Raw genomic sequence first — 18,532 nt, 5'->3', positions numbered from 1 at the left:
GTGGCTCTAATCTGGAAAACCGAGCTGCAGGGAGTGCATTACGAAGTGCGCCGTGCGGGTCGAACCCTGCGGCTTTATGCCAATGGCGTGCAACACTCCGAGTTCCACCCCAAGCGCCTGCTCACCGGCAGTGTCTGGGATCTGCTCTGGTTGCCGGCCCTGCTGCACGAGCCCTCCCGGTTTCGCCGGGTTTTGGTGCTGGGCCTGGGGGGCGGGTCCTTGATCCCGCCCATTCGCCAGTTACTGAACCCTGAGACGCTGGTTGCTGTGGAGCTGGACGCTGCCCATCTGCAGGTGGCCCGTGATGTGTTCGGCATGGACGCTTTCGGCGTAGAGACCTATGAAGGCGATGCCCAGGCATGGCTGCGGGCGTATCAGGGGGAACCGTTCGATCTGATCATCGAAGACCTGTTCGCTCCCAGCAATCAGCAGGTCAGCCGGGCGGTGCCGGCAGACAAGCCGTGGCTGCAATGCCTGGCGGATAATCTGTCGACCAGCGGTACCCTGGTGATGAACTTTGGTGACTGGAAGGAATACCGGGAAAGTCCCGCTGCCACGGAGGACGCCATGGCCGGCTATGCCAGCCGTTTCCGGTTGTCATGCAGCGACTGCCACAATGCGATTATCGCGTTTACCCGGGAACCGGCCCGCAGTATTCATCTGCGCAGAAGGGTGGAAGCCACCACCTCCCTCAGCACTCGCGATGCCCGCGCCCGGCTGGATTATCACATCCGGCAGCTGGACTGAGAGAAGCCAGCTACTAGCTACGAGCTTCTAGCTGCTAGTCAAACCCAACGGGTTGTATTACTGGAAGCTAGTAGCTCGCAGCTCGTATCCTTTCAATCCAGCATCGACACCGAATACAGGTCCTGGCTTTCCTTTTCGGTGAGCAGTTGTGAGGTGCGTGCCTGATTGTCGTGCAACCCCACAAACAGAGCCCGATAGGTGAGTACAGCCTGAACATAATCCCGGGTTTCCCGGAAGGGAATGGATTCAATCCAGATATCGGCGGGCACGGCCTCGTCCTCTTCCCCCAGCCAGTTGTTCACCCGGTGCGGGCCAGCGTTGTAGGCGGCCAGCGCCAATACCCGGTTACCCTTGAACTCATCCAGCAGCTCCGCCAGATAGCGGCTGCCGAGCTGGATATTCAAGTCAGCGTTTTGCAGGGTGTTGGTGGTGGGGCGGCCAAGGTTGGCATCCTTGGCAACCTTGCGGGCAGTGCCCGGCATCAGTTGCATCAGCCCCATGGCGCCGACCGGTGAACGGGCCTGGGGATTGAAGGCACTTTCTCGCCGAGCGACGGCCATGGCCAGCCATGGGTCCAGATCATGCCTTTTGGCTTGCTGTTCAAATTCGCTTTGATAGGCCGGCGGGAAACGCCAGGCGAGCACATCCCAGGCCTTGGCCTGGATGGATGCCTGTACTGCCAGGTCGTACCAGTGCTGCTCGAGCGCGTGCTGGGCAAGCTGGCGGACGTTGGCATCATCGTTGTGCCACATCAGCCACAGCCATTCCTGACGAGCCGCGTAATCCTCGTTCAGCTCGCGCAGCAGGCGTACACGGGCGATGGCCGGCGGCGGCGTGAAATCCGCTGACGGTTTCACCTGGGCGTTGGAGAAATGGTAGGGCTCGCCCAGGCGGTCGGCGGCCATAAAGGCAAAAAAGTTTCTGTGTCTGGAGGCTTGCCGGTAGAGGGCACGGGCCTGGTCAGGCTGGTTCAGTTCTTCCAATGCCCGGGCGCGCCAGTAGAGCCAGCGCGAATCCTGCTGCTCGCTATCAGGTAAACGGGTGATCCACAGTTCCGCGCTGTCCCAGTCCTGTTCGATAATGGTGCGGCGGGCACGTTGGTCCAGCAGCTCTGCATCTGGATTGAGCGCCAGCCAGCTGTCCAGCCATTGGCGGTTTTCTTCGATGCCACGAATGGTGGAATACCAGGCGATGCGCCGGCCGGCATCTTGCCGCATGGCGTCATCGCGGAGGCCTTGACGACGACTGTGATCATCGAACCATTGCCGTGCCTCAACGGTGTCCTTGTAGGCCCAGCGATGTATAGCGGCGGCTAGCAGTTGCTGGCGTTGTTCCGGCTTGATGGTGGTGGGCAGGTTGTCCACCTTGTCGGGATGACGATAAAGGGTTTCCAGCCAGTCGCTGGCGGTGTCGTAATCCGTATCCGTGAGTTTCCTGCCCAGGTAGCGAACCAGGCCATGGCTGTTGGCCTTGAAGGCCAGCAGCTGTCTTTCCCAGATTGCGGCATCATCAATGACGCCGCGGGCCTGGGCCTGATCAAACAGCGGATCACACTGACTGGGCCGTGACTGGCCGCTGGCCCAGATGTCGGCAGCGGCTTGCAAGGCACTGTCGTCACCGTTGGCCAATTTGGCCTGATAGTAATAACACTGGCGCGCGGTGGCAGAGGGCTCGTTGCTGTTGACGGCCAGCAGGGCGTCCCATTTTTCCGCCTTGCCATAAGCCACGTTGGCCAACTGGCGAATGTCGTTTGGCAGCGGAGAATCGGGATAGCGCCGGGCGTAGTCGTTTATCTTTTCCGGGGCCAGCTCTGGCAGGGCGGCCCGCAGTCGATGAAAATCCAGATAGGCTTGCAGGGGGTGATCATCGCCCAGCTGTTTTTCCAGTCGGGTCAGGGTATTCCAGTCATCATTGCGTGCTGCGTCCAGTGCCTGGCGGAAGACGCCGCTATCCGTAGCGGCGACTACCAACGAAGAAAACAGACAACAGCTAAACAGTACTACAGCGCGAATGCAGGGTGCAGCGCTAACCATTTGAGCCTCCACATCGTCGGGTCAACATTACAAGTCTACCGGGGCGGTAGGCGCTTTGGCGTGGTGAATGTGTAAAACTTGCAGGCTGGTACAAAAGGCTGAGAGTGCGTTATGCCTGACATGAAAACGCCTGCTGCTCTATACTGCGGCGCACTTTACTCCGCCGGTTCGGGCTTGCTGCTATGGAAAATACGACACAATTGTTACTGCGCCAGGCTGGCGCTTTGTCGGGCCGTCAGGTGCTGGTGGTCGATGCCAATGATCCGGCGTTGAAAAGCCTGGATGTGGATGCTCAGCTGCAGTTGCATGCGGATGACTTTACCGTGGGCGCCCAGCAATGGGCGCCGGCACCGACGGTGCCACCTGAGGTGGATCTGCTGGTGTTGCCTCTGCCCAAATCCATCGACCGCTTGCGGTTCCTGCTCAATTGGCTGGCTGGCGAAATCAGTCAGCCGGTGGAGTTGTGGCTGATCGGGCCGGCGAAGGGCGGTATCCGCGGGGCACTGAAACATCTGCAGGCACATGTGGATGATGCGGTACTGGTGGATAGTGCCCGCCATTGCAAGCTGTATAGCGGGCAGCTGCAGCCGGGAGAAGCGCAGACCCTGGCTGCCTGGGGTGAGGTAATCACGGTGGGCGACCTGGAGGTAGTCAGCTACCCGGGTGTGTTCAGCCATGGCCGGCTGGATGAGGGCACCCGGTTGTTGCTGGATCTGATGGCAGAACATCGCTTGCCCAGACGGGGAAGCATGATCGACATGGGTTGTGGTGCCGGTGTGATCAGCGCCAGCCTGGCCAGCCAGGGGTGGAAGGTGCAGGCGGTGGACGTGAGTGCCTCTGCGGTAGCAGCGACAACTGCCAGTCTGGCCCGCAACGGGTTGCAGGGCCGGGTGACTGGCGGCGATCTGTTTTCCCCGCTGGCCGGCCGGGTGGACATGATCGTGACCAACCCGCCGTTCCATGACCGGCGCCAGCGTACCACCGATATCACCCGACGATTGATCGCCGAGGCGCCAGCCTATCTGAACAAGGAAGGGGTAATGTGGTTGGTGGCGAACCGCGAGCTGCCTTATGTCCAGTGGCTGGACGATGCTTTTTCCCATGTGCAGGTGGCAGGGGAGACCACACGTTTTCGGGTATACCGGGCGGTGGTCTAAATCAGGAAAAGGGCATTACTGCCCTGATTTTTCCTGCCAACGATTTTTTAGCAGCCATGCAATGCATGCATGGCGAATCCCCCACACTGCTTCGTCCTTACAGGCGTTTTTCCTGCACCATCCAGCGAATACAGTTTGCGATCATGGTGGCCAGTGGCACCTGATCGTTAAATCCCAGTTGCTGGACGGCTTTACTGCCGTCGGCATGCACCCGGCTGGTGACCAAGGCCACTTTTTCCGGTGTCAGCCGAGGCTCATTACCGGTAAACAGGCTGCCGATGGGGTATAGCTGCCCGGCCAGTTTCAATACCGCCGGCGGTACGGTTCGCGACGGGGCTTTTTTACCGAGTTGCCCGGCAATGGTCTGCACCAGTTCCAGAAAGCTGGCTTCCACCCCGGCCAGGATATAGCGCTCGCCGCATTGGCCGTGTTCCAGGGCTGACAGGTGGGCCTTGGCCACCTCTTCAACGGCACAGAAGTTACCCCCGCCCGGCGGCACCCCCGGCAGCTTGCCGTCCTGGATCAACTTGATCATCTGCGACCAGTTATGGGTGTCACCAGCGCCGATAATGCCGCAGGGATTCAGGATCACCGCGTCCAGCCCCTGGCGGATACCATTCTCTATTTCCTGTTCGGCGAGGTACTTGCTGCGGTTGTAGCCGATCCAGTCGTTGGCCGCATTGGAGGACGTCTGTTCGTTGATGGGGGTGTCCTGAATGCCCCAGGCGGAGATTGAGGAGGTATGGACAAATCGGGCCGCCACGTTTTTCAGTGCCGCGCTGACCATGGCTCGGGTGCCCAGTACGTTATCCCGGTACTGTTGCGCGTTGCCACGCCGCCACAGGCTGGTATTGCCGGCCACGTGAAAGACGGCATCCGGCGCTGCCGGCATCACCAGGGCCAATTCGGTGGCATTATCCAGCGGAGCCTGTACTACCTGAATGCCTTTGGCCTGAAGCGCCGCGGCATCACCCCGTGGCCGTATGACCGCAGTGACGTCCCAGCCTTTTTCCAGTAGCTGGTCGACGATGTGTCCACCGAGAAACCCCCGGGCCCCACTCACAAACGCCATTGGCATGGCCATGCTCCTCTTTGTCATTCTGATCTTTAGGCAGTCTCTGAGCACGCAAACGGTTACTTAGAGACTCTTTCCGCAGTGTAACCTCAAACCTGTCATGATGGCGTGCCCACATCAGCGCTGGCAAAGGCGCATCCTTTTGACTATATTGCCGGTTGTTCAAGCGGGTGTAGTTCAATGGTAGAACGGCAGCTTCCCAAGCTGCATACGAGAGTTCGATTCTCTTCACCCGCTCCATATCAAAAAAAGCCACCCATCGGGTGGCTTTTTGTTTTTCCGGCTCCGGCGTTTTCAGATCGGGTAGGCAAGAAACTGTCCGCCGAGCCGGAACAGCACCTGCACCTGCATGCCGTCCTCCATGTCTGTGGCGGCGTCCCGCGCCAGCATGATGTAAGGGTAGCGGTGAGCCCAGGCGCAAGGCTTCACATAATGGGGAAAGGACGGGTCAGGTGCGTCGGCGACAAAGCTGTCACTTTCTCGGTGATAGAGCACATATCCCTGAAACGCGGCGCTGGCCGGCAGCCCCATTTCTTCCAGAAAGTCGGACATCCAGCCCGGGTTACCTTCAAGCATCATGACTACACCCTGATGGCGGCATTGTTAATGCCAACCCTAAGGCAGCCATGGCGGCGTTTGGATATGCCTTTCTTTGCGTTTTGTTACGTTGCTGTGTGTTCTGTCAGGGCCGGTATCGATGGTGTGGAAATGTCATTTAACTGTACATAGGTACAGTATTTGATAGCATGGCTCCATCGTTATCTTTCCTGTGGTGTCTCATGATTGCGCTGCCTTTTTTCACCGAACGTGTTGCTGCCGGTTTTCCGTCCCCGGCCCAGGGTTATATGGAGGCGCCGCTGGATCTGAATCAGCTATGCATTGGCCAGCAGGAGGCCACTTTTCTGCTTCGGGTAGAGGGGGACTCCATGCTGGACGCGGGAATTTTCCCGGACGACATTCTGGTGGTGGATCGCTCCCTGGAGCCATCCCACGGTGATGTGGTGGTGGCGTCGCTGAATGGGGAGTTCACCGTGAAGGAGTTGCGGCTGAGGCCACAGCCCATGCTGATGCCACGTAACCCTCGCTATGCAGCGATATCGCTGTCAGATCAGGAGTGGGAGTTGTTTGGTGTGGTGACATTTTCCCTTCATGCACACCGGTCGGTGGCCCGGTCCCGGCGGTGAGTGCCATGTTTGCCCTGGTCGATTGCAACAGTTTCTATGCCTCCTGTGAGCGCGTTTTTCGACCGGATCTGGCGGGGCGTCCGGTGGTGGTGCTGTCCAATAATGACGGCTGCATCGTGGCCGGTTCTGCCGAGGCCAAGGCGCTGGGAGTGAGAACCGGCATGCCATTGTTCGAGGCTCGGGATCTGATTCGCAAGCACCGGGTCGCGGTGTTCTCCTCCAACTATGTACTCTACGGGGATCTCTCCCGGCGGGTGATGGCGTCACTGGCTACCCTGGTGCCGGCGGTGGAGGTGTACTCCATCGATGAGGCTTTTCTGGATCTGTCCCTGATGCCAGCTGAGGAGCTTCAGCCGCTGGGATTGGCGCTCCGCGAACGGGTCGCAAAGTGGGTGGGTGTGCCAGTGTGTGTGGGGGTGGCTCCCACCAAGACCCTGGCGAAGCTGGCCAATCATGCCGCCAAGACGTACCCACAGACCGGGGGTGTGCTGGTGCTGACGGATCCGCGGTGGCGTGAGCGCTTGCTGGCACGTACGCCGGTCTCGGCGGTCTGGGGTATCGGCCGGCGCCTGGGGCAGCGGCTGAATGATATGGATATCGAGACGGCTCTGGATCTGGCCCGTGCCGACTACCGTCTGATCCGCAAGCGGTTCTCGGTGGTTCAGGAACGGGTGGTACGGGAGTTGAACGGTGAGAGTTGCCTCCCCCTGGAAGCTCGCCATGAGCCCCGTCAGCAAATTATCCATTCCCGCTCTTTCGGGGAGCCGGTGGCGTCGCTGGCAGCGGTGCGTCAGGCGGTTAGTGACTTCGCTGCCCGGGCGGCAGAAAGCATGCGTGCAGAAGGACTCAGTGCCGGTGCTATCAGTGTCTATCTGCGTACCGCCCCGATGGGTAAGCCGCAGCAGTTATTCCCCGATTCTGCCCGGGCAAGTCTGTCGCCAGCCACGGTAGATACCCGGGTAATGGTGCGCCACGCGGTGGAGATGGTAGAGGCCCTCTGGCAGGCCGGTTATCGCTATGGCAAGGCGGGTGTCATGCTGACGGACCTGGGGCCGGCGGGGCGCGAGCAGGTCACCCTTTTTCGGGAGGACGACAACGCGGAGGAAGGGAAGGCGTTAATGCAGGTGATGGATACCATCAACCGCAGCGGCAAGGGCAAGGTATGGTTGGCGGGCCGGGGGATGAATCAGAGTGAACGGTGTGTCTGGGCCATGCGCCGGGCCCATTTATCGCCGGCCTATACTACCCGCTGGGCCGATCTGCCCCGGGCTCGATGAGCCGCGGGGCAGAGGGTAGGGCTCAGACAGCGGTCATCGGTACCTGTTCGAGCATACGTTCCTCGATACGGTCCAGACGGGCACGACAGTCGCGGAAGGTGCGGCTGATGGCGGTGGTGTTGGCCACCATGTCGAGCTTGGGCCAGGTCGCCTTTTCCCCCTTGCGGATGTAGTTGCGTACATCCTGCAGGGTAGGGTTATTAAGCACTTTGAAGGCGTTCATGGGCTGGCGCGGCGGGATCATATTGATATCGCCGATATACTTCTGGGTGACCATGCTCTTGGCCTTGTCGAACATCAGACCCACGTCGTTGGATTCCACCCGGCGCTGTATCAGCTGCAGAGCGTAGCGCAGATTCATGGAGACATTCTTCAGTCCCCAGTCCGCCAGGGTGCTCATTGAGCTGTCGGTATTTTCGTTACGCGACAGGAAAGGCACCACATGGGGGTTGGTCTGGCTGACGATGGAATGGTTGACGCCATACAGCCGTGACAGGCGGCGGATGGGCAGGTCGTCGACGATGGAGCCATCCACGAACTTGCGGCCGGGGATATAGGGCACCCGCTCGCCATCAATATTCTTGGCCCACAGGGAGACCGGTGGATAGATGCCGGGAATCGCGCAGGATGCCAGTGATGCCTTGCGGATCAGCACATTGGGCGAGGTGCGCCAGTTGAGCAGACGGGCATGCTGATTACGGTCGTAGGGGCTCACGGTAATGTTGATTTCACGGCCGGTGTGCCGGTAGGCCTCCTCGAAGGTCATGTCGAGGATGTTTTCTTCCAGGCAGGCTTCCAGGTGGTCGCCATCCAGCACCGGGGTGCCACGGACGATGCCCTTCCAGCCCAGCACCTTGAAGGCTTCCAGGTAGATGTTTTCCGGTTCCAGCTTGAGTTTCAGTTCTTCATCGTTGTGGGTACCCACAACGGAGGCAATGATGCTGCCGGCACTGGAGCCGGAGATCACCGAAGGCAGTAGCCCCTGTTCCCACAGGCAGCGGGCCACCCCGATATGAAACAGACCCAGCGCGGCGCCACCGGAGAGCATCAGACAGCTCTGGCCAAAGGCCTGGCCGGTGGTTTCGAAGAAATCCAGCTTTTCCTTGAGCCCGAATTCCTTGAAGTTGGTGTCGCACAGGTAGTTCAGGGCGATGGTGACTTCTTCGAGATAATTCTCGATCAGGCGTTTGGTGCCCACGCGGGTTTGTTGATAGAGCCGCGGGTTGGAAATGTTGCCCAGGTTGCCATGCAGGCCCTCGTGCAGGTGAAACACCAGCTTGTTGACGTCATTGCGTTCACGGGCCTGGCGGATCTGCCACAGGCGGTTACGGATCAGCTCATAGTCGTAATGGGGAGAGCGATCAATTTCTTTCCATTCGTCCGCCCCGGAAAGACGGTCGTGTTCGCGGCTGGCTTCGTACCATTCTTCGTAGGTTTCAGCGTGCTCGATGGCCCGATCCAGTTGCTTGAGAGTGCCTTTCATGCAGGTCTCCGCCATTGGCAACGTCTGAACACCCCTTGTGCTGCAGGCCACGCCCTTCGAGCCAGCCTGAAAGAAGGGGAGTTCAGAGGCTCCCTTGTTGTCATTAGTTGATGTCAGTATAGCCATGACCGGTGGCGGGTTTTAAGGCTTTGTAGGACAAAAAGAACGCGGCCGAAAAGAAAAGGCCGCGTTTATATGGGCAGAATTGCCTAACAGGCGATCAGCGCAAGCTGATGGGGTGGGGCGGTTAGCCGGGCAGGGCCCGAGCCACATCTTCCAGTACCCGGATCATGTTCATGGCCCGGAATGGATGGGACAGGGTGAAAGGGGCGTCTGGCCGGTCCTGTGAGCTCGGATAAACCAGGATGCAGGGTTTGTCACTCTTGCTGGAGGTGGCTCGGCGGCCATCTTTGGCGGCTACCAGTAGCACGTCGGCCTGCCCCGGGTCGGCATTTTCCCAGATGACACTACAGCGGCCATTGATGATGCCCATCATGGAAACAAAGGCGCTTGCAGAGTCATGGGTGAGGCCGCTGACGGAAATTTTTCGGTTCATGGTGCGTCCCTGTAACGGTTCCCGAAACCGGCGGAGCCGGTGGTTTGAGGGAACTTCGTGATCCCTTGGGAACTGTTGTAGTCAACCGCTGGCGGTATGGGCAAAGCGATAACGACCAGCGGCGGTGAGGTAGACACTGAACGGGGTTATGAGGAAATGCGCATAAGAGAAAGCCGACAAAGCGTGTAAGTGATTTCCTACAAATCCGGCTTTTGTTGGGTGCGAAACTGGCCAGGGGTCATCCCCGTATGTCGCTTGAAGCTGCGCTGAAACGACCGAATATCCGAGTAGCCTAGGGCTTCGGCGATCTCCGCCTGGGGGGCCGGGCTCTGGCAGAGTAATTGCCGGGCCTGATGCAGTCGCACCTGGTCCAGCAGTTTCTGCCAGCTGTGGCCTTCATCGGCGAGCCGACGGTGCAGGGTGCGCACGTTCATACCCAGCCGTTCGGCGATGGTTTCCTTGCGCGGCAGGGAATGGCCAATGGCATCCTGAATGCACTGTTTTACCCGCTGGGCCAGGCTGGTTTCCACGCCCAGCTGGTGAAGCTGTTGAATGGCGTGGGCTTCCAGGGTCGACAGCAATAGCGGGTCCGGCTGGCGAATCGGTTGTTCCAGCAGGTCCGGCGGACCGATCAGGGCAGAGCAGGGTTGCGCGAACCGCACCTCGCAGAGAAACACCCTCTGGTACTCCTCAACCAGTGCGGGGCTGGGTCTGGGATGTTCCAGCCAGACTTCGGCGGGGGCCAGTTGGTCATTGCCGGTCAGCCAGCGGGCGTAACGGATCCAGGAGCCCAGCACATTGTCTATCAGGTGTTGGCGCGCGGGTTGTTGTATGTAGCGACAGTCCCAGCGAATGGCGGCCTGGTTGTCGTCAATGCGGGTATCGGTGGTACCCATGTCGCCCACCAGCTTTTCATAGAGGCTGACCTTGGACAGGGCTTCCTGGAGGGTGCCGGCACTCATGGCGATGTAACCCATCACATTATAGGAGCCCGGCTGGACAAACTCGGAGGTGTGCAGGCCGAAGAGCGGGTCGCGGGAGTGATCGATCAGCGTGTGCAGCAGCGTCTGGAAACTGACACCGGGAATGCGGGCGTCCGGCTGGCGGACCCGTTCCAAATCCAGGGCTGCGGTATCCAGCGCCGCAGCAATATCCAGCCCCCGGGCTTCACCGTGGGCAAGATACTGCTGCAGCGCGGCGCTGCAGATCTGACCGAGGCTATCCATTAATCCAGTTCGAAGGTGATCTGGACCCGGGCGGTGATATCGGTTTCGCCGGGTCGGTAGCTGTCGGCATTACCGCTTTCCTTGCTGCGCGCCATCATCATTACCGGTTGCGGGGGCTGGAAATCCTGGGCCTGGATCTGGATAGCCTTGCCAAGCTCCCGATCAGCGGCCTCGGCGATGATGCTGGCCCGCTGGCGGGCATCTGCCACGGCTTTCTCCAGAGCCTGGTTGGCCAGCTCGTCGGCGTTGCTGACTTCGGTGCCGGCCGGGCGAATATCCCGCAAACCCTGCTTGGCCAGGCCGTCGAGCAGCTGGGTATAGGTGTCCAGGCCATTGGCGCGGAAGGTGACGTCACGGCTTACCTGATGGCCGATCAGTTTACGCTCCGGCTGGTATTGCCATTGCGGCTGGACGTTCAGATCGCTGGCGCGCACCTGCTTTTCCTCAATATCCAGGTCGTCCGCCAGGTCGAGCATATCGGCTACGGTGTCGTCGACGCGGGATTTCATGGCGGCAATGTCGTCGCCCTGTTCGCTGGCAGTCGCTACCACGCGGAAAATATCCGGTTGCGCTGAGATGTCGCCACTGCCGGACACGGTGATGCTGTCAGGTCCGTGATTGATAAGATGGGGGGCATCGTTGCAGGCCGTCAGGCTCAATGCCCCTAGGGCGATCAGGGATGCGGCGGTGATGCGTTTCATGGACTCTCCTTGTACTGCCGTGCAATCGGCATTCTATTTTGCGCATTTACAGCGGGATAACCACCCCATGGTTCGCGTTTGTGCAACGAATAACTTCCACGAAGGTGGCTTGGTTGTTGACGGCTTAGCCCCTATCATCGCACCTCTCGAAACGGAGGCCATCATGAGTTCAGCCGAGCAACGCATTCGACAGCAACTGGGCGGTTTTATTCCCGACGATCTGGGCGTCAGCCTGACGTCCGTGGATGCCATTGAATCACTGACGGTGGACGACAGCTCCGTCCACGCCCGAATCGTTCTTGGTTTTCCGATTGACGGTATCCGTGAGCGCCTGGTGGGGCAGATTCGTGAGCACTTGAGCGAGGAGCTGGAAGGCCGTGAGCTGACCCTGGAGCTGGCGGCGGAGATTATTCCGCATCGGGCTCAGAGCAGCTTGCCGGCCATGGATCAGGTAGCCAATGTGATCGCCATAGCCTCCGGCAAGGGGGGCGTTGGCAAGTCCACTACCGCAGTGAATCTGGCATTGGCGTTACAGGCCGAAGGCGCCCGGGTGGGTCTGCTGGATGCGGACGTATTTGGCCCCAGTCAGCCGCTGATGCTGGGGCTGCCGGACGGCACCCGCCCGGAAGTGCTGGAGGGTAAGTACTTTGTGCCGGTGGACGCCTATGGTCTACAGACCATGTCCATGGGGTATCTGACCACCAAGCAGACCCCGGTGGTCTGGCGGGGCCCGAAAGCCAGTGGTGCTCTGGTGCAAATGATGGAGCAGACCCGTTGGCATCAGCTGGATTATCTGCTGGTTGACCTGCCGCCGGGCACCGGTGATATCCAGTTGACCCTGGCCCAGAAAATCCCGGTGGCCGGGGCGGTGGTGATTACCACGCCCCAGGACATTGCCCTGCTGGATGCTATCAAGGGCGTGGAGATGTTCCGCAAGGTGGATATCCGCGTGCTGGGCATCGTTGAGAACATGGCGGTGCATATCTGCAGCCAGTGTGGCCATCATGAGCATGTTTTCGGCCAAGGTGGCGGGGAAAAGATGGCCAGTGAGTATCACACCGAAGTGCTGGCGGCTCTGCCGCTGTCCCTGCGTATCCGCGAACAGGCAGACAGCGGTCAACCGATGGTGGCGGCCTGCCCGGACAGCGAGGAGGCAGGCCTGTACCGCCAGGCTGCCCGCCGGCTGGCAGCCAGATTGTCCCTGACGGAAGGCGGCAAGCGGGCGTTTCCCAAGGTGACCCAGCATTGAATAAACGCCACATGTCGGGGGCCGGATTAGCGGCGTCCCCCATCTGGCGTCCGGCGTCCAGCGTCTATACCATTGTCCGCTTGAACGCCAACCACCCCGGAATTTTGAGGCGCAACAATGACGATTAAATCGGATCGCTGGATTACCCGCATGGCCGCCGAAAAAGGCATGATCGAGCCCTTTCAGAGTGGGCAGATCCGCGCGGATGAAAATGGCGAAAAAATGATTTCCTATGGTGTGTCCAGCTACGGGTACGATGTGCGCTGTGCGGATGAATTCAAGGTGTTCACCAATATTCATTCCGCCACGGTAGACCCCAAGGCTTTCGATGAGCGCAGCTTCGTGGACATCAAAGGCGACTACTGCATCATCCCGCCCAACTCCTTTGCCCTGGCCCGCACCGTGGAATATTTCCGCATTCCCCGTAATGTGCTGACCATCTGTCTGGGCAAGTCCACCTACGCGCGCTGCGGCATTATCGTCAATGTGACGCCCCTGGAACCGGAGTGGGAGGGCCATGTGACTCTGGAGTTCTCCAACACCACCACGCTGCCGGCAAAAATTTATGCTCACGAGGGTGTGGCGCAGATGCTGTTCTTTGAATCCGATGAGATGTGCGAAACGTCTTATATGGATCGGGGCGGGAAATACCAGGGCCAGCGTGGTGTGACCCTGCCACGGGCCTGAAACTGTAGCCGCTCCTACAGTGGTTCTATCAACCCACTAGGACAACGGCGGCACATCCGGGCCGTCGTAATCAATCATGATCAGTTCTGCCTTGAGCAGGGTGCTTTCTATGTGCCTGGCCTTGACCACCATGTAGTCAAGGCTTGGCGCCACCCAGAACAGGGTGCGACGTTTTTCCTTGCTGTCCCCTTCGCGCTTCTTTTCCACCAGCAGGGTGTCGATTTCGCCCATGGGCGTATCAATCACTTCCCGGTCGATAATCTCGAAATGATGGGTGCGCAGCTTGTCACCGTAGACGCTGGTGACTTTGTAGGCCTTGTCGCCGGTGGCAAATACACAACGCCCGCGCAACAGAATGGTCAGTTCGTCCAGGGTGTTTTCCGGAATTTCCAGGCTTTCCTGATCGTCTTCGGATTCGTTGTGGACCATGGGTGGGTTCCACTGGAAATCCATATGGTGGTAGCGGTGCTGGCCGAATCCCTTGAATTCATGAACATACTGGGTGGTGCGTGGCTGACAGTCGCGCCAGTGGAAATAGCTCTCTTCGGTATTGGTAAGCAGGAAGGATTTGGCCTTCAGCAGCATGCGGTAATAGTCTTTGCCTTCGGCGGGTTCCAGCACCAGGTCGGCCTTGACCGGGGTGGGCAGCTTGTTCACATAAATGCGGAATTCGGCCGCAAAAGGCGCCAGCGGTTCGGCACTGGCAACGCTACAGGCTGCCACCAGTAAGGCAAGTAAGATCCGTCGCACCGTTAGTATCCCTCCATAGATTGCAGCGTCATCACGTGATCGCCATCACTGTTTTCCTGCAGCAGTTGGACGAGCAGATAATCATGCTGCGGTGCAAACCACATGTAGGTCTGTCGCTTGCTGTTGGTGCCGCGCTGGCGTTGTACTTTTACTGTTTCCACCCGCTTGCCGTCAATATTCAGCTGTTCCTCGCCAACTACACGGTAGCGGTGTGCTTCCATGGAACGCTCATCGGCAACCTGGAGTTTGATGTCACGCTGGCCAGCCTGAAGAGAACATTGCAGGGCCAGAGAGACGGAGAGTTCGTCAGTGGCTTGATCTGTGATCGGGTAATTGCGCGTGGGCTTATCCGTGCGTTCACTGGCGGCGACCCCGGTTTCACGGTCCAGATGCAGCTTGGCTTCCTTGACCCGCCCCAGGCCACGACGGTAGTAGCCATAGAACGTGCTCTCGGGGATACATTTTTGCCAGTCGAACAGGGTGGTTTCACGGATTTCGCCCAGCCAGTTTTTGGCCTGCACTTCCATTTTCCACAGGCCTCCCTGCATGGGTTTCAGAGTCCGTGTGGCAGTAACGGTGAAAGGAATACCTTCACTTTTCAGGCTGTAATCCAGAGAAAAAGGCGCAACCGGTGGCTCGGCATGGCTGGCCGGAGCCACCAGGGCCAGTGTCAGCAGCAGACTGCTAGACCAGTTGAAACCCCTGTTCGGGGAGAGGTTTGCCATCCAGCATGACTCCGTTCTGATTCAGTTCCAGGCGCTGTTCGGCGCGCCATTGCAACACCAGAGGATAAAGCAGGTGTTCGCGTTGTTGTACGCGTTTGGACAAGGAATCAACGGTATCGTTCGCAAGGACGTCCAGCGGAGCCTGGGCGATCAGTGGGCCGCCATCCAGTTCTTCGGTGACGAAATGGATGGAGCAGCCATGCTGTTGATCGCCGGCTTCCAGAGCGCGGGCATGGGTCTGGAGCCCGCGGTACTTGGGCAGCAGGGAAGGGTGGATGTTGATCAGCTGGCCGGCATAGTGGCGGACAAACAGCGGTGAGAGAATGCGCATGAACCCGGCCAGCACCACCGTACCGGGCTGGTAACGGTCCAGAGTCGTGATCATTGCCTGGTCAAATGCTTCCCGGCTGTCGTACTGGCGATGATCCAGTACTTCGGTGGCAATGCCGGCATGTTGGGCACGGCTCAAACCTCCGGCATCGGCACGGTTGGACAGTACCACCACGACTTCTGCATCCAGGCGGCCACTATCAATGGCCGCCATGATGGCCTGCAGATTGGTGCCCGAGCCGCTGATCAGAACAGCAAGGCGGTGCGTCACTCTGCCAGGCCTTCCAGTACCACTTCCGGTTCCCCTTCACCGGCCTGGATCTCACCCATCAGGAAGGCGACTTCGCCTTCGGCTTCCATTAGCGCCAGGGTGCTATCTACCTGATCTGCCGGGACGGCGATGACCATACCGACACCACAGTTAAAGGTGCGGTACATCTCGAAAGCCGGAACCTGGCCTTCCTGTTGCAACCACTTGAATACGGCAGGAAATTCCCAGCTACGGGTGTCGATAACTGCACGGGTGTTTTCCGGCATCACCCGGGGCAGGTTTTCCGGCAGGCCGCCGCCGGTGATGTGTGCCAGGGCATGCACCTGCACCTGCTCGATCAGTTTCAGCAGGGGTTTGACATAGATGCGGGTGGGTGCCAGCAGATGCTCCATCAGGGGCTGACCTTCCAGTTCGATGTCGATATCGGACTGGGCCATGATGCGGCGAATCAGCGAATAGCCGTTGGAGTGGGGGCCGGAGGAAGCGAGGCCGATGAGTTTGTCGCCGGCCTGGAGCTTGCTGCCATCCAGCACGCCATCTTTTTCCACCACGCCGACACAGAAGCCGGCCAGATCGTAATCCTCTCCCTCGTACATCCCCGGCATTTCTGCCGTTTCGCCACCAATCAGGGCGCAACCGGCCATTTCACAGCCTTCGCCGATGCCGGTCACTACGCTGGTGGCGGTGTCCACATCCAGCTTGCCGGTGGCGTAATAGTCCAGGAAGAACAGGGGCTCGGCGCCGCCCACGATCAAATCGTTGACGCACATGGCCACCAGATCGATGCCCACCTTGTCATGGCGACCGGTATCAATAGCCAGACGCAACTTGGTGCCAACCCCATCGGTACCGGCTACCAGAACCGGGTTCTTGTAGCGGCTGGGCAACTCGCAGAGGGCGCCAAAACCGCCCAGACCGCCCAGCACCTCGGGACGACGGGTGCGTTTGGCCACGGGGGCGATACGTTTTACCAGCTCGTTGCCAGCGTCGATATCGACACCGGCGTCACGGTAAGTCAGCGGCCGTTTCTGATCGGTCATGGGGGGCTCCGGATTGGTGAAGGCGCGTATTTTAAGGGTGAGGGGGCTATCTTTCCAGCCAAACCGGCAGAATTGCCGCTGGCAGCAAGCTGCATGCGGTGAGAACAGAAAACCGTTGTGCAATTGCACGGTGTCTGGTGTCAGGCGTCTCGCGTCCCGGCGGGTTATCAGTGATAATAGCGCGCTTGAATTTTCAGGTTGGAATGGGCGGTCATGCGTTTTCTTGGAATCGTGGCATTGTTGTTGGGGTTGGCCCTTGGGGCCCAGGCAGAGTCTCTGAATACAGTAGCGCTGACGGTGGATGGCCGTGGCGAGGCTCAGCGCCAGCAGGCTCTGCAGCAAGGTCTGAAGGACATGCTGGTGCGTCTGAGTGGCAAACAGCAAGTCCTTGAGCAGCCGGTATCCGAGCAGGCTCTGGCGCAGCTGGATCGTTGGGTCACTCGCTACGATTACGACGGTGATCAACTGATGGTCCGCTATGACACCCGCGGCTTGATGGATTTCATGGCGGCAGCGGGCGCGCCGGTATGGGGCTTTCCGCGTCCCCAGGTGTTGATCTGGCTGGTAGAGCAGGGCACCGGCCGTGGAGATATGGTGGCGGGAGATCATGAACTGCGCGAGCACCTGGTTGGCGAAGCCCGGCGCCGGGGGCTATCCCTGGTGGTGCCCGAATGGGACAGTCAGGACCGTAATGCGGTCACCGTAGCGGATGTCCGCGGCCGTTTCGATAACCAGTTGCTGTCTGCTTCCGAGCGATACCCTCATGAACTGGTTGTCGCTGCTGTTTTGTATCAAGGCTCGCCGGCCACGGTGAGCTGGCGTGTGTTACAGGGCAAGAAGGCCCTGAATCAGGGGCGTGAAGACAGTGCTTCCGCTGAACAGGCGGTGACAACGTTAGTGGATGCGGTGACCGATCAACTCGCTCAGCGTTATGCGGTGGCCAGCAGCGCTTCCGAGCGGCTCACCCTGCTGGAGGTCGAGCAGGTGGAAACGCTGGCTGACTGGCATCAGCTGCAGGGTTTCCTGGCAGGGCTGAGCGGCATGCGGGCCGTCTCACTGGTACAGGCCTCTGATCAGGAAGTGACTTTCGGCCTGGATTTCGGTGCCAGCGATTCCCAGCTACGTAGCCTGCTGGAGCTTTCCCGACAATTGCGCCCCTGCCCGGACGACTCGGTCGCCGGGCCGCAGTGGCGCTACTGCTGGCGTTCCTGATCCATGAGCGCACAGCTGCCCCTGGCGCTGCAATTGCGTGAGGGAAATGACCTTTCCAATTTCCTGTCCGGCCCCAACGGGGCCGCGCTGGCCGGCGTCCGTGAAGTGGTGCTGGGTGCAGATCGTCAGGCCTTTATCTGGGGCGGGGAGCAACAGGGCAAGAGCCACCTGCTGGAAGGGGCGGTGCGCCTGGCCCAGCAGCAGGGCATGGATGCTTGCCTGTTGCCTGCCAGCGAGCTACTCCCGCTGGTGCCGGCGGTGCTGGAGGCCATGGAACAATTCGATCTGCTGGCGCTGGATGATTGTCAGCGTTTTGCCGGTGATCCGGCCTGGGAAGAGGCCTTATTTCACCTTTATAACCGTCTGATGGCACAGGGCGGGCACCTGCTGGTGACCGCCAATGCCTCTCCGACCGCCACCGGCCTGTTACTGCCGGATCTGGCCACCCGCCTGGCCGCCGGGCCGGTATACAGGCTGGCCCCCCTGGCAGATGATGACCTGCAAAAAATGTTACAGGAGCGGGCCAGGGCCCGTGGGCTACGGATTGAGCAGGATGTAGCTCACTATATCGTGTTGCGTAGTGAGCGGAGCCCCGGGGCGTTGATGGCGCTGCTTGACCGCCTTGACCGTATGGCCCTCGCGCAACAGCGCTCGGTCACTATTCCCTTTGTCAAGGATGCGCTGGGGTGGTAAAAAGGGTCGCTTAACGAAGAAGCAACAGTCTGCTACGTAAGTAACCGCTATATTGATGATTGGTTACATCAGATTACGTTCCGGTGATCAGTGCATTGTCGGACTTTGGATCCAGATTAGAACAATAACGCCAGGC

General features: G+C 59.6%; 19 protein-coding genes and 1 tRNA gene. 9 read left to right on the top strand and 11 right to left on the bottom strand.

What is annotated here, in order from left to right:
• Positions 1 to 747 (top strand): hypothetical protein, encoded by a 747-nt coding sequence (locus tag ACMG4N_RS12835; RefSeq protein WP_414431952.1) that lies wholly within the window; start codon positions 1 to 3, stop codon positions 745 to 747.
• A gap of 92 nt (positions 748 to 839) precedes the next feature.
• On the opposite strand, the gene ACMG4N_RS12830 is transcribed toward ACMG4N_RS12835, so the two are convergent.
• Positions 840 to 2,780, bottom strand: coding sequence for a transglycosylase SLT domain-containing protein (locus ACMG4N_RS12830; RefSeq protein ID WP_414431951.1), 1,941 nt, complete (start codon positions 2,778 to 2,780; stop codon positions 840 to 842).
• A 182-nt stretch (positions 2,781 to 2,962) separates the two neighbouring features.
• Here ACMG4N_RS12830 and ACMG4N_RS12825 point away from each other — a divergent pair, with 182 nt between their 5' ends.
• Positions 2,963 to 3,937 carry a methyltransferase gene (locus tag ACMG4N_RS12825; RefSeq protein WP_414431950.1) on the top strand — a complete coding sequence of 325 codons (975 nt, stop codon included), beginning with the start codon at positions 2,963 to 2,965 and terminating at the stop codon, positions 3,935 to 3,937.
• A gap of 97 nt (positions 3,938 to 4,034) precedes the next feature.
• Here the strand turns inward: ACMG4N_RS12825 and ACMG4N_RS12820 are convergent, their stop codons facing one another.
• The gene (locus tag ACMG4N_RS12820) at positions 4,035 to 5,015 is read right to left on the bottom strand and encodes an SDR family oxidoreductase (RefSeq protein ID WP_414431949.1); all 981 of its coding nucleotides are present in this window, start codon (positions 5,013 to 5,015) and stop codon (positions 4,035 to 4,037) included.
• Between the two features lie 163 nt (positions 5,016 to 5,178).
• Here ACMG4N_RS12820 and ACMG4N_RS12815 point away from each other — a divergent pair.
• Positions 5,179 to 5,252, top strand: a tRNA-Gly gene (locus ACMG4N_RS12815).
• A 54-nt stretch (positions 5,253 to 5,306) separates the two neighbouring features.
• Here ACMG4N_RS12815 and ACMG4N_RS12810 read toward each other — a convergent pair.
• Positions 5,307 to 5,591 (bottom strand): hypothetical protein, encoded by a 285-nt coding sequence (locus ACMG4N_RS12810; RefSeq protein ID WP_297769228.1) that lies wholly within the window; start codon positions 5,589 to 5,591, stop codon positions 5,307 to 5,309.
• Between the two features lie 167 nt (positions 5,592 to 5,758).
• On the opposite strand from ACMG4N_RS12810, the gene ACMG4N_RS12805 reads away from it, so the two are divergent.
• Together ACMG4N_RS12805 and umuC are read left to right on the top strand one after the other, a co-directional pair.
• Positions 5,759 to 6,196, top strand: coding sequence for a LexA family protein (locus ACMG4N_RS12805; RefSeq protein ID WP_414431947.1), 438 nt, complete (start codon positions 5,759 to 5,761; stop codon positions 6,194 to 6,196).
• Positions 6,197 to 6,201: 5 nt separating this feature from the next.
• Positions 6,202 to 7,473 carry a translesion error-prone DNA polymerase V subunit UmuC gene (gene umuC / locus ACMG4N_RS12800; protein ID WP_414431945.1) on the top strand — a complete coding sequence of 424 codons (1,272 nt, stop codon included), beginning with the start codon at positions 6,202 to 6,204 and terminating at the stop codon, positions 7,471 to 7,473.
• A gap of 22 nt (positions 7,474 to 7,495) precedes the next feature.
• On the opposite strand, the gene ACMG4N_RS12795 is transcribed toward umuC, so the two are convergent.
• From ACMG4N_RS12795 to ACMG4N_RS12780, 4 genes are all read right to left on the bottom strand, one after another.
• A complete protein-coding gene (locus ACMG4N_RS12795; protein WP_297769237.1) occupies positions 7,496 to 8,956 on the bottom strand; it encodes a DUF3336 domain-containing protein in 1,461 nt (486 codons plus the stop codon).
• Between the two features lie 247 nt (positions 8,957 to 9,203).
• The gene (locus tag ACMG4N_RS12790) at positions 9,204 to 9,512 is read right to left on the bottom strand and encodes a hypothetical protein (RefSeq protein WP_297769240.1); all 309 of its coding nucleotides are present in this window, start codon (positions 9,510 to 9,512) and stop codon (positions 9,204 to 9,206) included.
• Between the two features lie 197 nt (positions 9,513 to 9,709).
• Positions 9,710 to 10,738, bottom strand: coding sequence for an AraC family transcriptional regulator (locus ACMG4N_RS12785; RefSeq protein ID WP_414431943.1), 1,029 nt, complete (start codon positions 10,736 to 10,738; stop codon positions 9,710 to 9,712).
• Complete coding sequence (locus ACMG4N_RS12780) at positions 10,738 to 11,439, bottom strand: SIMPL domain-containing protein (protein ID WP_414431942.1); 702 nt, start codon at positions 11,437 to 11,439, stop codon at positions 10,738 to 10,740. Before ACMG4N_RS12780 ends, ACMG4N_RS12785 begins: the two co-directional genes overlap by 1 nt.
• Before the next feature lie 163 nt (positions 11,440 to 11,602).
• On the opposite strand from ACMG4N_RS12780, the gene apbC reads away from it, so the two are divergent.
• A complete protein-coding gene (gene apbC, locus ACMG4N_RS12775; RefSeq protein ID WP_414431941.1) occupies positions 11,603 to 12,688 on the top strand; it encodes an iron-sulfur cluster carrier protein ApbC in 1,086 nt (361 codons plus the stop codon).
• Between the two features lie 117 nt (positions 12,689 to 12,805).
• Positions 12,806 to 13,375, top strand: a complete 570-nt coding sequence (gene dcd, locus ACMG4N_RS12770; protein ID WP_290538703.1) for a dCTP deaminase — start codon at positions 12,806 to 12,808, stop codon at positions 13,373 to 13,375.
• A 36-nt stretch (positions 13,376 to 13,411) separates the two neighbouring features.
• Here dcd and ACMG4N_RS12765 read toward each other — a convergent pair whose 3' ends face one another.
• The 4 genes from ACMG4N_RS12765 to purM are packed head-to-tail and all read right to left on the bottom strand — an operon-like array spanning position 13,412 to position 16,491.
• Complete coding sequence (locus tag ACMG4N_RS12765; protein WP_297769257.1) at positions 13,412 to 14,125, bottom strand: DUF3108 domain-containing protein; 714 nt, start codon at positions 14,123 to 14,125, stop codon at positions 13,412 to 13,414.
• Positions 14,126 to 14,127: 2 nt separating this feature from the next.
• Positions 14,128 to 14,850 carry a DUF3108 domain-containing protein gene (locus tag ACMG4N_RS12760; RefSeq protein WP_297769260.1) on the bottom strand — a complete coding sequence of 241 codons (723 nt, stop codon included), beginning with the start codon at positions 14,848 to 14,850 and terminating at the stop codon, positions 14,128 to 14,130.
• A complete protein-coding gene (purN, locus tag ACMG4N_RS12755; RefSeq protein ID WP_414431940.1) occupies positions 14,810 to 15,451 on the bottom strand; it encodes a phosphoribosylglycinamide formyltransferase in 642 nt (213 codons plus the stop codon). The genes ACMG4N_RS12760 and purN overlap by 41 nt, the downstream gene beginning before the upstream one ends.
• Positions 15,448 to 16,491, bottom strand: a complete 1,044-nt coding sequence (gene purM, locus ACMG4N_RS12750) for a phosphoribosylformylglycinamidine cyclo-ligase (protein ID WP_414431939.1) — start codon at positions 16,489 to 16,491, stop codon at positions 15,448 to 15,450. The genes purN and purM overlap by 4 nt, the downstream gene beginning before the upstream one ends.
• A 213-nt stretch (positions 16,492 to 16,704) precedes the next feature.
• Between purM and ACMG4N_RS12745 the strand changes: the two genes are divergently transcribed.
• On the top strand, positions 16,705 to 17,703 hold the full coding sequence (locus ACMG4N_RS12745) for a DUF2066 domain-containing protein (protein WP_414431938.1): 999 nt from the start codon (positions 16,705 to 16,707) through the stop codon (positions 17,701 to 17,703).
• A 3-nt stretch (positions 17,704 to 17,706) separates the two neighbouring features.
• A complete protein-coding gene (gene hda / locus ACMG4N_RS12740; protein WP_297769271.1) occupies positions 17,707 to 18,396 on the top strand; it encodes a DnaA regulatory inactivator Hda in 690 nt (229 codons plus the stop codon).
• Positions 18,397 to 18,532 lie beyond the last annotated feature (136 nt).

Source organism: Alcanivorax sp. IL2, assembly GCF_047495475.1.
Classification (GTDB): domain Bacteria; phylum Pseudomonadota; class Gammaproteobacteria; order Pseudomonadales; family Alcanivoracaceae; genus Alcanivorax.
This window is presented reverse-complemented; position numbering and strand designations above follow the sequence as displayed.

Excerpts from the sequence above, each read along its gene's own strand:
- ACMG4N_RS12830 (WP_414431951.1), bottom strand. The coding sequence starts at position 2,780 with ATGGTTAGCGCTGCACCCTGCATTCGCGCTGTAGTACTGTTTAGCTGT.
- ACMG4N_RS12825 (WP_414431950.1), top strand. The coding sequence starts at position 2,963 with ATGGAAAATACGACACAATTGTTACTGCGCCAGGCTGGCGCTTTGTCG.
- ACMG4N_RS12820 (WP_414431949.1), bottom strand. The coding sequence starts at position 5,015 with ATGCCAATGGCGTTTGTGAGTGGGGCCCGGGGGTTTCTCGGTGGACAC.
- ACMG4N_RS12810 (WP_297769228.1), bottom strand. The coding sequence starts at position 5,591 with ATGATGCTTGAAGGTAACCCGGGCTGGATGTCCGACTTTCTGGAAGAA.
- ACMG4N_RS12805 (WP_414431947.1), top strand. The coding sequence starts at position 5,759 with ATGGCTCCATCGTTATCTTTCCTGTGGTGTCTCATGATTGCGCTGCCT.
- umuC (WP_414431945.1), top strand. The coding sequence starts at position 6,202 with ATGTTTGCCCTGGTCGATTGCAACAGTTTCTATGCCTCCTGTGAGCGC.
- ACMG4N_RS12795 (WP_297769237.1), bottom strand. The coding sequence starts at position 8,956 with ATGAAAGGCACTCTCAAGCAACTGGATCGGGCCATCGAGCACGCTGAA.
- ACMG4N_RS12790 (WP_297769240.1), bottom strand. The coding sequence starts at position 9,512 with ATGAACCGAAAAATTTCCGTCAGCGGCCTCACCCATGACTCTGCAAGC.
- ACMG4N_RS12785 (WP_414431943.1), bottom strand. The coding sequence starts at position 10,738 with ATGGATAGCCTCGGTCAGATCTGCAGCGCCGCGCTGCAGCAGTATCTT.
- ACMG4N_RS12780 (WP_414431942.1), bottom strand. The coding sequence starts at position 11,439 with ATGAAACGCATCACCGCCGCATCCCTGATCGCCCTAGGGGCATTGAGC.
- apbC (WP_414431941.1), top strand. The coding sequence starts at position 11,603 with ATGAGTTCAGCCGAGCAACGCATTCGACAGCAACTGGGCGGTTTTATT.
- dcd (WP_290538703.1), top strand. The coding sequence starts at position 12,806 with ATGACGATTAAATCGGATCGCTGGATTACCCGCATGGCCGCCGAAAAA.
- ACMG4N_RS12760 (WP_297769260.1), bottom strand. The coding sequence starts at position 14,850 with ATGGCAAACCTCTCCCCGAACAGGGGTTTCAACTGGTCTAGCAGTCTG.
- purM (WP_414431939.1), bottom strand. The coding sequence starts at position 16,491 with ATGACCGATCAGAAACGGCCGCTGACTTACCGTGACGCCGGTGTCGAT.
- ACMG4N_RS12745 (WP_414431938.1), top strand. The coding sequence starts at position 16,705 with ATGCGTTTTCTTGGAATCGTGGCATTGTTGTTGGGGTTGGCCCTTGGG.
- hda (WP_297769271.1), top strand. The coding sequence starts at position 17,707 with ATGAGCGCACAGCTGCCCCTGGCGCTGCAATTGCGTGAGGGAAATGAC.